The following is a 14,043-nucleotide window of genomic DNA, read 5'->3' on the forward strand; positions in this document are numbered from 1 at the left end:
GATGAGCAGTGAGACACAGCCAGGAAGCGGTTCGCGACAGCGCATCGATAAGTGGCTGTTCTTCACGCGCATGGTGAAATCGCGCTCGCTGGCACAAAGCCACATTCAATCCGGGCATGTGCGGATCAATGGCGAGCGCGCCCTTCAACCGAGCCAAATGGTCAAGACGGGCGACAGGGTCGAGCTGGCGCTGGAGCGCCGCGATGTTGTCCTCATCGTCAAATCGGGCGGCGAGCGACGTGGTCCCTACGAGGAAGCCCGACTGCTCTATGAGGACCTGACCCCGCCACCCGACGAGGCAAAGCGCCTGACACCTTACGAACAGGCGATGCGCGCTACGGGCACGGGCAGACCCACGAAAAAGGACCGCCGTGCAATCGACAAGCTGATGTCGGACGAGGATTAGAAAACTCTGTCCGAACAGCCGGGTTTTGCGACGTCTTTATTCTTGAAATCCGCAGACAAAGCCGATACGTCACAATCAACTTGCCGGATAGCGTAAATGCCTCCCCCGCATTTCACTGCTTCCTTTCCGGTTAGGGGAAAGGCGCGACGTTCCAGGTTGCCCGGCCCCATTGTGTGGAAGTCCTGGAGTTCTTCATGACCTATGTCGTGACCGACAATTGCATTCGCTGCAAATATACCGATTGCGTGGAAGTCTGCCCCGTCGACTGTTTCTATGAAGGCGAGAACTTCCTCGTCATTCATCCTGACGAATGCATCGACTGCGGCGTTTGCGAGCCGGAATGTCCTGCCGAAGCCATCAAGCCGGATACGGAGCCGGGCCTCGACAAGTGGCTCAAGGTCAACGCCGAATATGCGAGCATTTGGCCGAACATCACGATCAAGAAGGATGCCATGCCGGAAGCCAAGGAAATGGACGGCGAAACCGGCAAGTTCGAGAAGTACTTCTCGGAGAAGCCCGGAGCGGGCGACTGATCTTCCCCCAAACCTCGGCCTGAAACCGGGTTCAGTGACGTAAAAAATGCCTGAAGCGTGCCTGCAGCATATGGGTGTCATGTGTTGCGCGCATGACTCAGGTGCAGCAAATTATTGATTTCGTCATATTTTTGTGATAGGTTCCCGACACTGATCCATTTGCGGCATGAAGTATGCCCAAACCACCACGAAAGCAAAACAAATCCAAAAACGCGGTTTCCGTGACATATCAACGCCTTGAGCTGTGAGGCTCTAAGCTTGTGCGCATGGATATGTTTGTTTTTGTCCGGTGGGACCAGAAGTAAGTCACCCGACGGATCCGACCGTCTCATCCGGGCTTGACTGACCCGGCTCCGGCTGCAGCCGGGAGCGTAACAGGGAGTGTTTGAATAGAATGACGACCCAGCAGAAAAAACCTTCTTCCGCACGTCACGGCTTCAAGACCGGTGAATCGATCGTGTACCCCGCACATGGCGTCGGTACCATCAGCGCCATCGAAGAGCAAGAAGTAGCAGGCATGAAGCTTGAACTTTTCGTTATCGATTTCGAGAAGGACAAGATGCGTCTGAAAGTGCCGGTCGCCAAGGCCATGAGCATCGGCATGCGTAAGCTCTCCGAAACCGATTTCGTCGAGCGTGCATTGAAGGTTGTGCAGGGCAAGGCGCGCGTCAAGCGTACCATGTGGTCCCGTCGCGCCCAGGAATATGATGCGAAGATCAATTCCGGCGACCTCATTTCCATTGCTGAAGTTGTCCGCGATCTCTATCGCGCCGAGAACCAGCCGGAACAGTCCTATTCCGAACGTCAGCTGTATGAAGCTGCACTTGATCGCATGGCACGCGAAATCGCTGCCGTGAACAAGATGTCGGAAACCGAAGCCGTTCGCCTCGTCGAGACCAACCTCAACAAGGGTCCGAAGCGCGGCAAGGCAATCGAAGAAGACGAATCTCAGGATGAAGCTGCATAAGCTTTCCTTGTTTTTCCTGAAAAAAACCCGGCCTTGTGCCGGGTTTTTTATTGGAACTTTTTCCGAGGTGGCGCGTTTTAAAGATGTAGCTGCGGACCGCGTCGGGAACTGACATTACCCTCCTCGAACGCTCGCATCCTGGAAACGATCGATGAGGAGCGGATCATGCCTTCCACGTCCTGCCTATCCGGCAACTTGAAGAAACTGGTCCTACCCGGCCGTATTACCGGCGCATAACCCTAAGCTAGGGCCCCATCTGGAAACGTCCAGAGTTCGGGGCCTTTATACGTTCAAGACATGAATTTGATCTGGGCAGCCAATGTCCGGAAGCAAGATTTCTTTGCCCTTTTTTGGCGTCACGCCTCAGGAGACCGATATGAAGAACATGTCAGCAGACCGGCGCATGATCAAAATCGCCATGGCGGCTCCCTACCTTGCTCGCGAAGAGGAACACGATCTCGCAATCCGCTGGAAGAACAATGATGATCGTGGCGCCCGTAACCAGATCGCCATGGCCCATATGCGTCTCGTTATCTCGATGGCCGGAAAGTTTCGCAACTTCGGCCTCCCGATGAGCGACCTTGTCCAGGAAGGCTACGTCGGTCTGCTGGAGGCTGCGGCCCGCTTTGAGCCCGAGCGTGATGTCCGCTTCTCCACCTATGCAAGCTGGTGGATCCGCGCCTCTATCCAGGACTACATCCTACGCAATTGGTCGATTGTTCGCGGCGGTACGAGTTCTGCCCAGAAGGCCCTGTTCTTCAATCTTCGCCGTCTGCGCGCCAAGCTTGCCAGGGGCGACACGCAGCTCACGCTCCAGTCCATCCACCAGGAAATCGCGGCAGCCCTCGGCGTCAGCCTTTCAGACGTCCAGACGATGGACGCCAGGCTCTCGAGCAATGACGCCTCACTCCAGGCGCCCTCAGTCTCGGGTGATGCCGACAGCGCCGAGAAGATGGATTTCCTCGTCAGCGACGATCCTCTCCCAGACGAGCAGGTATCGAACATGATCGACGGCGAGCGCCGGCGCAATTGGCTCGCTTCGGCCCTGAAGCACCTCAATGAGCGGGAAATGAAGATCATCAGCGCCCGCAGGCTCGCCGAAGATGGCGCTACGCTTGAGGAACTCGGTGCAGATCTCGGCATTTCCAAGGAGCGCGTCCGGCAGATCGAAAGCCGGGCGATGGAAAAACTCCGCAGCGCTCTCGTGAGTGCTGACCCGTATATGGCCGCATCGGCCTGAAAGAGCTTACTCCCCCAGTGATGCAACTGGCCCGGTGAAAACCGGGCCTCTTTCTATTCCGCAATAATCTTGACGCGGTCGCCGGGAGAGACAGCGGCGCCGGTCGGCAGGGCATTGATAAGCTTGAAGAGATCGAGCTTTCGATCCGTGCCCATCATCCGCGAAGCAAGCGTCGTGATGTTCTCGCCTGGCCGTACCTTGACGACCCGGACCCGCAGAGGCTTCAGGGAAGCCGTTTCTTCCGGGGTCATGCGGCGGAAGCTTGCCCGCAAGACGTCGGCCGTCTGCTGCAAGACCGGGCTTCCCTTCGGGACGGCCGTCAGGAACCGGAAAATCTGCGCATTGTTGCGGATCACCGTGACGTCGAAATCCCAACGATCTGCACTCGCGCGTGCCGTTGCGGCCTCCATACCGTTGACCGTGATCTGCTGAATGGTCGACGGATCGAGACCGGTAACCCAGCCGCTCGAGATATAGTTGGTCAGGCTTTGGTTCTGGTTATCGGCAACACCATCGAAGCGGATTGCGATGTCGCCCGGACCGGTCGCCATAACCGCCTCGACTTTGTTGTCGATCTTGAAATCGGGAGGTACGTCGAAGCGAATGCCAAGCCCGCCATGCAGGAAGGTCTGGCCGCGGACATAGCCTTCCTCCGGACTGTCGCCGTAGAGCAGGCCATCGATCCCATCGAGATAATAGTCCCTGCCCGTATCGCCAACCTTGCCTTCCTGGCCGAAAGCACGTGCATGATCGCGCGCGAGTTCGATGCGCTGCGCAGAGTTCGGGTGGCTGGAGAGGAAGTCGAGGCTCTGATCCGCCTCAGGATCGACCGACATGAAACGGCTATAGGCGGCCATGGAGTCCAGGAACCGCGCAGCGGCATAGGGATCATAGCCTGCTTCACCAAGCATACGGACGCCGATCACGTCGGCCTGCAATTCCTGCTGCCGCGAGAAAGCAGCCAATCGGAGCTTGCCGCGCGCCAGAGCCTGCTTGCCGGCAATATCGCTCGACAGCACCTCGGCAACGACGCGGCTGGCAATGACTTCCGCCTCCTCGCGCTTCTGCCGTTCGATGCCGTGGTTTGCGGTAACGTGACCCATCTCATGCGAGAGAACGGCAGCGACCTCGGATGCGTCGTTGGCGAGCGCCAGCAGACCGCGTGTCACATAGAGATAACCGCCCGGCAGAGCGAATGCGTTGATAGCCGGCGAGTTCAGGATGGTGATGCGATAGGACTGGCTCGGGTTCTCGGAGACGGCCGTCAGCGCGCCCGTGATCCGGGCGACCAGGCGCTCGGTCTTTGCGTCCTTGTACTCGCCTCCATAGCTCGCAACGATGCGCGGATGTTCGCGCGCACCCATGGCAGCGCGCGGATCGTTCTTCTGGACTTCATCGACGATCTGCGGATTGGAGGACGGCGCAACGCTTGGCTGATAGGACTGCTCGAGAATGGACTGACAACCATACAGCGCCATGCTTGTCGCACAGACGACCGAGGCTCGTCGCACCAGACGGCACGCAGACGAGAGCACATCACTGGAAGGCGCGGGGAATTTCCACGTCGGCATACTGTCCAGTCTGGCTCTCCAAGTCATCTTGCGTGTCAACCGGTCCACTTCCGCGACCCGGCCGGTCTCATCGTGATTCAACAGGCGTCCGTCCCCGCTCTTGCACTGCACAATCGGGGACACAAGTCTTTGCTGTAACTGATTTCCGCATCGGTTGCATAGCGAGACTCTGAGTAAATGTGGCGCCGTTGTATTTTAGCAAGCCTAACGTGCTTTTGAGTTTCCTCGGTCGCCTCAAATTATGGCGAAAGTGCCGTTGCGACTGCCAGATTCGTCAACTGCGGAGAAATTGCGTCAATCCTGGATGGTCCGCGCGGCCCAGAAATTCGTCAATTGGAGCCGCCACGACAATCCTGCCGTCTTCAAGGAAAAGACCGAAGTCTGCGATCCGTTTCACCTCGTCCGGATCGTGCGAGACGACGACGACGGTATTGCCGGTTTCACTATGCATGTCGAGCAGCAGCGCCGCCATTCCGTTTCGCAAACCGGGGTCAAGCGCCGCGAAGGGCTCGTCCAGCAGCAGCACCGGCCGGTTGCGAACAAGCGCGCGTGCAAAGGCTACCCGCTGCCGTTCCCCGCCGGAGAGCGTCCCTGGCATCCGCCGTTCGAAACCGGCGAGTCCCACCTTTTCAAGAGAAGACGAGATGGTTGCGCAATTTGCGGTCGTGAGTTTCAACGACGGGTTAATGCCAAGGCCGATGTTGGTAAAGATATCGAGGTGCGCGAACAGATTGTTATCCTGGAAGACCAGGGAGACCGGCCGCTGCGCCGGGTAAACCTCGGTCACATCTTTTCCGGCGATCAGGATCCGCCCCTTGAGAGCCGTGTCGAAGCCGGCAAGCAGATTGAGGAAGGTTGACTTGCCGGCCCCGGACGCCCCCGTCACGGCAATTACGGCACCGGTGGGAAGCCGGCAATCAAACTGAAAATTCTGATTGCCGAGCTGAAGACCGACCCGCTGCATCTCGATCGCGAACTTAGGATCAACCATGGACGGCAACCTCTCGGCGCACGGGGCCCATCGTACCGGCAATCGTGAGCAGCAGGCAGGCGACGCCAAGGATCAGCGCCAGCCCATCCGCATCGTTCGTCCGATAGCTGCCCATACGGCTATAGACGAGCCATGGCAGGGTGACGAAGCCGTCCGAACCGAACAGCGCAACCGCGCCCAGATCGCCGAGCGACAGCGCCATCGCGAACGAAAATGCCGTAAGCATCGGCTTGAACAGGGCTGGCGTGTCGATGAGGCGCAGCCGCGCCCAACCTGTGACACCGAGACTCGCCGCAAGCTTCTGCGTCCGATGCTCGTGGACGATGAAAGCCGGCTCAAGGACACGCATCACAAAGGGCAGCGACATCAACGCGTTGATGGCGACAATCAGCAGCGGAGCGACAGCACTCACGTCACTGACATTTCTCAAGGCAAGGAACCAACCGGTCGCAAGGACGATTGGCGGCACGAGCAACACCAGCGACGACGCGCCGCCCATGGCGGCAAAAAGAAGCCTCCTGCCGAAGGTCCCTGAACCCCGGAGAAGCGCCGCGCGGCGCGCGCTCACCAACGTCATCGAAATCAGCAAAGCGAGAGCCGCCGCGGAGATCGAGATAGCCAGGCTGGTCGCAGCCGATTGCCAGAAGATGGGCTCGCGCAAGAGCTTCATCAGATCGGACCGCAGGCCGGCCAGGACCACAGACATTAAAGGGAGCGCTAGAAACAGCGTGGCAAGCAGCAGGACGCCACCATCCGCAAGCCGCGCGCCCGGTAGTCGCCCATCCGGACGCCCGACAGGCTTGCCAACTGTCATCCCTTCGTCCTCGGGAGCGGGGAGAAGCGACAGGGCTCCGAGGATCATTGATGTAAGTACGATCTGAAGCAGGGAAAGCGTAACGGCCCGGCCAGGGTCGAAATCGAAGCGCAGGGACTGATAGATGGCAACCTCGACCGTCGTTGCCGCAGGGCCACCACCCAACATCAGCACAAGCGTGAAGCTCGTGGCGCACAGCATGAAAATCAGGCCGGCGATACCGGGGACGACCGAGCGCAGGACCGGCCATTCGATGAAGCGAAAAGTCGAGCCGGAGCGCATGCCCAAGCCACTCGCCATCAGCCAATATTCCGATGGCACACGGTCCAGTGCGGCCAGCATCAGGCGGGCCGCCAGTGGCATGTTGAAGAAGACATGCGCCAGCAGGATCCCCGAGAGCCCGTATATGCTGACCGGTTCCGCCAGGCCGAACTTAAGCAGCGCCGAGTTCATGATGCCCTGCCGCCCCCAGATACCGATCAATCCGAGCGCCCCAATCAGAACCGGAAGCCCCATCGGCACGGCCATCAGCCTGATAATCCAGATACGGCCGGGGAAATGCCGTTGACGCGCCAGGGCTTGCGCGACCGGAATGGCAAAAACGATGGAGAGCGCGGTGGAGAGCACGGCCTGCAACAGCGTGAAACGCAATATCCGCAGGATGTACGGTTCAAACACGGTCGCAAGAATCGACGAACCGCCGCTCGAGAGAAGCAAAGCAAGGACCGCAAGGCCGACGAAAGCGATAATGCCGGCGAGGCTCGCGGCCCCGCCCAGCATCGCCCGTCGCATCTCTGCCTTGGTCAAAAGCATCAGTTCATGCTCATGGCAGCCAGCCACTCGTCGATCCAGGCTTTGCGATTCTCGGCAACTTCGTCAGAGCTCATCAGAAAGGTCTTTGATGGCTTCACGAGCTTGCCGAACGCATCCGGCAGCGGTTGCGATGTCGCGGAAACCGGCATCATCCAGTTGTTGGTCGGAATGGTGTCCTGGAAGCCCGGCGTCACCATGAATTTCAGGAAATCGCGCGCAAGTTCCTTGTCAGGCGCATTCTTCAGCAGTCCGGCCACTTCGATCTGTATGTAATGGCCCTCTGAAAATGCAGCGGCCTGGTAGCGGTCCGTATTCTCCGCGACCATGTGATAGGCAGGCGATGTCGTGTAGGAAAGCACCATCGGTACTTCCCCCTTGGTGAACAGCCCATAGGCCTCTGACCAACCGGGCGTTACCGTCAAAACCCGCTTCTTGAGTTTTGCCCAGGCCTCCGGCGCCTTGTCGCCGTAGACGGATTTTACCCACAACAGGAGACCGAGCCCGGGCGTCGAGGTGCGCGGGTCCTCGATGACGATCTTCTGCGAAGGGTCGCCTTCGACTAGGTCCTTCATGCTTTGCGGCGGGTTCTTGATCGTCTGGGTATCGTAGATGACGGCGAAGTGGCCATAGTCGTACGGCACGAATACATCGTCCTTGTAGTCGCCCGGCACCTTGAGCCCGCCGACATCGATACCGCTCGCATCGAACAGGCCGGTCGCCTTCGCTTCCGTGGTCAGGTTCGTATCCAAGCCAAGCACGATATCTGCCTTCGTGCCGGCGCCTTCGAGCTTAAGACGCGACAACAGTGCCACGCCATCCGCCACGCTGACGAAATTGACATTGCAGCCGCAGGTCTTCTCGAACGCTTCCTTGACCTTCGGCCCCGGACCCCATTCGGATATGAAGCTTTCATAAGTGTAGACGGTAAGCGTCTTGTCTGCCGCCTGCGCGCCGGCGCCGGTCAGGGTTGCAGTCGCGATGAAGATCGTGGCAAGCAACGAACGGCTCGGGAATTTGAATTTGAACATGGCACCTCTCCTCTGGTTTGCTTGAAGGGGAAAAGGGCGGTGCCAGATGTCACGCGTCTAATCCCTCCGCCGGTGTTAGCCGGATCAGGTTCCGCGGGTTGGCTTTCAGCCTCTCAGCCGCGTGCCTGATGGCACGGGCACCCCGTTAGAGCGCTTGAGATGTATCGCCACGCTAGGCGTCTTGCAAGGGGCGGCCCTTGGGCCGCCATTGGCATTTACTCGGCGGCTTCGGCACTTGCCGCCGGTCGCACCTCTACCACGCGTGGCAACTGCGTGGGTTTCAGCATCAAGGCAGCACAAAGGCCGATGAGAGCGATCGCGCACGAAGCGATGAAAAGCGGCGTGAACGCATTGGCATAGACGTCGGCGACGGCCTGCCGCACCTGCTCCGGCAACGCCGCGAGCATCTTTGGCGTCAGCTGCTCGATATCGGTCACGCCGGGAATGGAGAGTCCGGTCTTACCGAGCTGCGAGCCGATGATCGCACCATAAATGGAGATGGCAATCGATGCACCGCCCATGCGTGACAGCGTCACTGATCCCGTTGCGGCGCCGACGTCGCGCGCCGGAGCGGCATTCTGGACGCCGATGACCGGGACCTGCTGTGCTAGGCCGACGCCGAAGCCGTGGAGAGCCATCACCGCCCCGATCACCATGACCGGTGTTCCGACATGAACCTGAGTGAGCAGCACAAACGCGATGGCACTGCAGGTCAGGCTTGCGATCGCGAACGGCTTGTAGCGCCCGGTGATGGAGATGATGCGGCCCGCAGAGAGCGACCCGCAGACGATGCCGCCGGTCAGAAGAATGAAGAAGGCCCCGGCCGCGGACGGCGAAAGGCCGGTCGTCGTCTGCAGGAACAATGCGAAATAATTGACCATGCCGATGCCGATCGCGCCACTCATGATTGACATGATGAGCAGCAGGCTGAATGTCGAATTGCGAAACAGCGACAGGGGAACGATCGGCTCCGCGGCGCGACACTCGACGAAGATCCAACCGATCGCCGCCGCTACACCGAGCGCCATGATCGCCAGGCTTTGAGGAGCGACAAGCGAGCCGAAAACCTGAGAGCCATCGGCGGCGAGAACGATGCTTGCCGTCGTCAAGGCGAGCAGCAGGGCGCCGGCGTAATCGATCTTCGGACGGCGGTTGGGCTTCCGGTAGGGCAGCATCAAAGCCAGACCGACAAGGACGACGAAACCGATCGGAACATTGACGAGGAAGATCGAGCGCCAGCCGAAAAGATCGCTCATTGCCCCGCCAAGGACGGGTCCGATAGCGCCCGAGGCCATCAGAACGAGGCTGGAATAGCTCTGGTACCGCGCCCGTTCGCGCGGCTCGAAGAGGTCCGCGTTGACGGCGAAGATCGAGACCATGATCCCGCCTCCGCCAAGTCCCTGCAGCACGCGGGCCGCAATCAGCGTGTTCATGGATACCGCCAGTCCGCAGACGGCGGAACCGACCGTGAAGATCATGATCGCGGCCATCATTACATACTTGCGGCCGAAGAGATCACCGAGCTTGCCATAGAGCGGCATCACCGCGCTCACGGCGAGAAGATAGGCGGAGCCGACCCAGCTGAACCGCTCGAGGTGGCCGAACTCGCCGACGATCGTCGGCAAAGCCGTTGCGACGATCTGGTTGTCGAGTGTCGCCATGAACATGGCCGCCATCAGGAAAAGGAAGAGGATGAACCGCCGGCGGTGATCCGTCACAAGCGGCGCCGCGGCAATTTGAGTATCCATGAAGCGTCGTTCCATATTGGGGAGTGGCTTATTTATGTGCTGTTAGCATATATTTGTCAATGTCACTTGATTGACAATGGCATATTTTCAATTGACGCCTGAGATGCTATGTTTCCGCAATGAACGAGAGCTTGACGAATCTGACCGATACTGACGCCGAGACGCACGAGCCGGACATCCTGCGCATTGGGCAAAGCATGACCCGTATGCGTCTCATGACCGGGCGGAGACTGATCGGTCGGCTCGCGATCCAAAGTGTCGCACCGGGCCTCGAGCTGTCACACCTCGACGTGCTGGACGCTGTGCGGCGTGCACATGAGGCTGGCGACGTAACGGTTGGGACGATTGCCGAGATGATGCGGATCGACCCCTCGCGCGCAAGCCGCATCGTCGCTGAAATGGTGGGGCGGAATATTCTGCGGCGAAAGGCATCTCAGGCGGATGCGCGGCGGATCATCGTCGTGATGACGCCGCTCGGGCAGAGGCTGCTGTCGGAAATACGCGCGCAGAAGCTCGCATTCGTTTCCGAAGTGGTCAAAGACTGGAAGCCGGAGGAGATCGAGGCGTTCGGAGAGCTATTCGAGAAGTTCATTTCCGGCTTCGAAAGTGTTTTTGAGGCTCGCGTCAAGGATATCGCTGACGAAGCCTGAGCCGCGGCCCTTTCCCTTCCCCCCTGGTTTGCGCTATGGGCAGTGCCCATGAGCCAATCCACCTTCACCATTCTGCTTGGCGGCGAGTTGCAGATGACCGACCGCCTGCGACATGCCATCTCGGGCAGCCGTTTCATAGCCGCCGATGGTGGCATGCGTCATGCGGCAGCGCTCGGCGTCGTTCCGGAATTGTGGGTCGGCGATTTCGATTCCACGCCGGCGGATCTCGAAGCCGCTTTTCCTGACGTCCCCAGGCAACCTTATCCCGCTGCCAAGGCCTCAACCGACGGCGAGATTGCGGTTGCGGAAGCGGTCGCCCGCGGCGCGAAACACCTCGTCTTGGCCGGCGCCCTTGCAGGCGAACGTTCCGACCATGCCATCCAGCACCTGCTCTATGCCGTCAGCCTGGCGGAGCAGGGTTATGACGTACTGCTCACGTCTGGCAGCGAAGAGGCTGTGCCGCTGATTTCAGGCGCAATCGAACTGGACCTGCCACCAGACAGTCTCTTTTCGGTGCCTGGTTTCAGCGAACTTCGCGGCCTGACAATCGAAAACGCGCGCTACCCGCTTGCCGACTTCCATTTGCCCTTCGGCTCGTCACGCACCATTTCCAATGTCGCGAAAGGCAAAGTGCGCTTTTCGCTCGAGAGCGGCCGCGCCATTGTGCTCGCCCGCCCCTATGATCTTTCCGGAGTCTGATCTTTGGCGCCTCCCATTCTGAAACTCGACGACGTCTTTCTCAGCTTCGGCGGCACGCCATTGCTTGCCGGCGCCGCCCTGCAGGTGGAGCCCGGAGACAAGATCTGTCTCGTCGGCCGCAACGGCTCCGGGAAGTCGACGTTGCTGAAGATTGCTGCCGGTCTCGTCGAAGCACAGTCGGGAGAGGTCTTCCGCCACCCCTCCTCGACCGTGCGTTATCTCGAACAGGCTCCCGATTTCACCGGATTCAAGACGGTGCAGGCCTATGCCGAAGCCGGCCTCGGCCCGGGTGACGATCATTATCGCGTCACCTATCTCCTCTCGCATCTCGGCCTCACCGGTGAGGAAGATCCACAAAACCTCTCGGGCGGAGAAGCCCGCCGCGCTGCCCTCGCCCGCGTACTCGCGCCAGAACCCGACATCCTCCTGCTCGATGAGCCGACCAACCATCTCGACCTGCCGACCATCGAATGGCTGGAAGGCGAACTGCAGAAGAGCCGCAGTGCGCTCGTCCTGATCTCCCACGACCGCCGTTTCCTGGAGAAGGTTTCAACGGCAACAGTCTGGCTCGACCGCGGCGCATCGCGGCGGCTCGACAGGGGTTTTGCCCATTTCGAAGCCTGGCGTGACCAGGTTCTGGAGGCGGAAGAGCTCGAGCAGCACAAGCTCGGCAAGGCGATCGAGCGCGAAGAGCATTGGCTGCGCTATGGCGTCACGGCCCGGCGCAAGCGCAACATGCGCCGGCTTGGCGAACTGCAGACCATGCGTACTCAGTATCGCGGCCACAAAGGTCCGCAGGGCACCGTGCAGGCAACGGTTTCCGATGCGCAGGAGTCCGGCAAGCTCGTCATCGAAGCCGAGAAGATCACGAAGACCTTCGGCGACCGGCCGATCGTCGCTCCCTTTTCCATCCGCGTGCATCGCGGTGATTGCATCGGTCTCGTCGGCCCGAACGGCGCCGGCAAAACCACGCTGTTGAAGATGCTGACCGGGCAGCTCTTGCCGGACAGCGGCACGGTCAAGCTCGGGACCAATCTGGAAATCGCGACGCTGGATCAGAAGCGCGAAGACCTCAATCCGGAAGAGACGCTCGCCCATTACCTGACCGATGGCCGCGGCGAGAACCTCCTCGTCAACGGCGAGCAGCGGCACGTGACCGGCTATATGAAGGAGTTCCTGTTCCAGCCCGAGCAGGCACGCACGCCGATCAGGAACCTTTCAGGCGGCGAGCGCGCACGGCTGATGCTGGCCCGCATCATGTCGCGCCCGGCGAATCTGTTGATCCTCGACGAGCCGACCAACGACCTTGATATCGAGACGCTGGATCTGCTGCAGGAAATCGTCGCCGGCTTCCCCGGCACCGTGATTCTCGTCAGCCACGACCGCGATTTCCTCGACCGCACGGTGACGTCTACAATTGCGCCGGCTGTGCCGGATGCACCTGACGGTCGCTGGATCGAGTATGCCGGCGGCTATTCGGACATGCTGGCACAACGAAAGGGCGCTATCGACGAGCGACGGAAGGCCGAGAAGGCGGCGGAACGAGCGAAGCCGCGGGAGGCAGCCGCTTCCGCCGAAACGGCAAAAGGAAAAGGCAAGCTTTCCTACAAGCAGAAGTTCGCGCTCGAAAATCTTCCGAAGGAAATGGCCAAGGCGGAAGCCGAAATCGCCAAGCGCGAAGAGCGGATGGCAGATCCCAGCCTGTTCAGCAAAGACCCCACCACGTTCAATCGCCTGGCGGCCGAGATGGAGAAATTCCGCGACAGCCTGACGAAGATGGAGGAGGAATGGCTGGAGCTTGAGATGCTGCGGGAGGAGTTGGAGGGCTGAGACAGCATACCCTCCCATTCCGCCCCATCTGTTGTTGGGCAATCTGGCTTCACTTTTCATTGATTCGTCAGCCTTCGACCGGCGGGACTAAGCTGCGCCCCGTAGCCGCAGTTCGTACGACGGCAAGGAAGCAGATCATGCCACACATTCTCAAAGCATTGACCGGGCTCGTCTGGGCCGCGGGTTTCCTCACTATCGCGTCACACAATGCGCTCGCCCAGGAGGCGCAACGTGTGCGCGGTGCGATCGAAAGCCTGAACGGCAACACGCTGGTGGTGAAAACGCGAGAGGGCACCGAGCAGACGGTAAAATTGAAGCCGGATTGGAAGGTCCGCGGCATCAGGAAGGCCTCCGTGGAAGACATCAAGCCAGGGGATTTCGTTGGCGTCGCCTCGTTGCCGAAAGCCGATGGTGGCGATGGTGCGCTCGAAGTGCTGATCTTTCCGGCAGCCATGAAGGGCACCGGAGAAGGCAGTCGCCCCTGGGACCTGAAACCGAACAGCACGATGACCAACGCGACCGTCGCTAAGGCCGTCAAGGCAGTCGACGGCCACACCATCACGCTCACCTATCAGGGCAAGGAAAAGACGATATCCATTGCCGACGATACACCCATCGTTACCATCGCCCCTGCGGGAAAGAAGGATCTTGTCGCAGGAGCGCGCGTGATCGTAATGGGTGAAAGAGCTGCCGATGGCACTGTGTCCTCGGCGAATGTCACGGTCGGCACAAACGGCGCCGTACCACACCGAT

Annotated in this window: 12 protein-coding genes, 1 pseudogene and 1 riboswitch; of the genes and pseudogenes, 8 read left to right on the forward strand and 5 right to left on the reverse strand. The window is 59.9% G+C overall.

The window, feature by feature from the left end:
* The first annotated feature begins 1 nt into the window (after nt 1).
* The 4 genes from AC1DE4_RS12205 to AC1DE4_RS12220 all read left to right on the forward strand — a co-directional run bounded on the left by AC1DE4_RS12205 (nt 2) and on the right by AC1DE4_RS12220 (nt 3,146).
* Complete coding sequence (locus AC1DE4_RS12205; protein WP_062373987.1) at nt 2-406, forward strand: RNA-binding S4 domain-containing protein; 405 nt, start codon at nt 2-4, stop codon at nt 404-406.
* A gap of 194 nt (nt 407-600) precedes the next feature.
* On the forward strand, nt 601-939 hold the full coding sequence (fdxA, locus tag AC1DE4_RS12210) for a ferredoxin FdxA (protein ID WP_025658085.1): 339 nt from the start codon (nt 601-603) through the stop codon (nt 937-939).
* A gap of 394 nt (nt 940-1,333) precedes the next feature.
* Nucleotides 1,334-1,906 carry a CarD family transcriptional regulator gene (locus AC1DE4_RS12215; RefSeq protein ID WP_007528356.1) on the forward strand — a complete coding sequence of 191 codons (573 nt, stop codon included), beginning with the start codon at nt 1,334-1,336 and terminating at the stop codon, nt 1,904-1,906.
* A 376-nt stretch (nt 1,907-2,282) separates the two neighbouring features.
* Nucleotides 2,283-3,146 carry an RNA polymerase factor sigma-32 gene (locus AC1DE4_RS12220; RefSeq protein ID WP_018855886.1) on the forward strand — a complete coding sequence of 288 codons (864 nt, stop codon included), beginning with the start codon at nt 2,283-2,285 and terminating at the stop codon, nt 3,144-3,146.
* Between the two features lie 53 nt (nt 3,147-3,199).
* Here AC1DE4_RS12220 and AC1DE4_RS12225 read toward each other — a convergent pair whose 3' ends face one another.
* From AC1DE4_RS12225 to AC1DE4_RS12245, 5 genes are all read right to left on the reverse strand, one after another.
* Complete coding sequence (locus AC1DE4_RS12225; RefSeq protein ID WP_025658084.1) at nt 3,200-4,744, reverse strand: M48 family metalloprotease; 1,545 nt, start codon at nt 4,742-4,744, stop codon at nt 3,200-3,202.
* 247 nt (nt 4,745-4,991) lie between these two features.
* Nucleotides 4,992-5,708, reverse strand: a complete 717-nt coding sequence (locus AC1DE4_RS12230; RefSeq protein ID WP_477881453.1) for a thiamine ABC transporter ATP-binding protein — start codon at nt 5,706-5,708, stop codon at nt 4,992-4,994.
* Nucleotides 5,701-7,335 (reverse strand): thiamine/thiamine pyrophosphate ABC transporter permease ThiP, encoded by a 1,635-nt coding sequence (thiP, locus tag AC1DE4_RS12235; protein ID WP_477881491.1) that lies wholly within the window; start codon nt 7,333-7,335, stop codon nt 5,701-5,703. Before thiP ends, AC1DE4_RS12230 begins: the two co-directional genes overlap by 8 nt.
* Nucleotides 7,335-8,363, reverse strand: coding sequence for a thiamine ABC transporter substrate binding subunit (gene thiB, locus AC1DE4_RS12240; RefSeq protein ID WP_025658081.1), 1,029 nt, complete (start codon nt 8,361-8,363; stop codon nt 7,335-7,337). The genes thiP and thiB overlap by 1 nt, the downstream gene beginning before the upstream one ends.
* 44 nt (nt 8,364-8,407) lie before the next feature.
* A riboswitch (TPP riboswitch) is annotated at nt 8,408-8,518 on the reverse strand.
* Nucleotides 8,519-8,578: 60 nt separating this feature from the next.
* Nucleotides 8,579-10,111: an MDR family MFS transporter gene (locus AC1DE4_RS12245; protein ID WP_477881455.1), complete on the reverse strand. Its 1,533-nt coding sequence runs from the start codon at nt 10,109-10,111 to the stop codon at nt 8,579-8,581.
* Nucleotides 10,112-10,230: 119 nt separating this feature from the next.
* On the opposite strand from AC1DE4_RS12245, the gene AC1DE4_RS12250 reads away from it, so the two are divergent.
* The 4 genes and pseudogenes from AC1DE4_RS12250 to AC1DE4_RS12265 all read left to right on the forward strand — a co-directional run.
* Nucleotides 10,231-10,761 carry a MarR family winged helix-turn-helix transcriptional regulator gene (locus AC1DE4_RS12250; protein WP_029867647.1) on the forward strand — a complete coding sequence of 177 codons (531 nt, stop codon included), beginning with the start codon at nt 10,231-10,233 and terminating at the stop codon, nt 10,759-10,761.
* A 48-nt stretch (nt 10,762-10,809) separates the two neighbouring features.
* On the forward strand, nt 10,810-11,460 hold the full coding sequence (locus tag AC1DE4_RS12255) for a thiamine diphosphokinase (RefSeq protein WP_025658078.1): 651 nt from the start codon (nt 10,810-10,812) through the stop codon (nt 11,458-11,460).
* Between the two features lie 3 nt (nt 11,461-11,463).
* Entirely contained in the window at nt 11,464-13,290 is a 1,827-nt protein-coding gene (locus AC1DE4_RS12260) for an ABC-F family ATP-binding cassette domain-containing protein (protein ID WP_477881458.1), read from the forward strand.
* Between the two features lie 137 nt (nt 13,291-13,427).
* Nucleotides 13,428-14,036: pseudogene (locus tag AC1DE4_RS12265) on the forward strand (DUF5666 domain-containing protein); the annotation flags it as partial.
* Nucleotides 14,037-14,043: the final 7 nt, after the last annotated feature.

It is taken from the genome of Rhizobium sp. 10N414 (assembly GCF_056394785.1).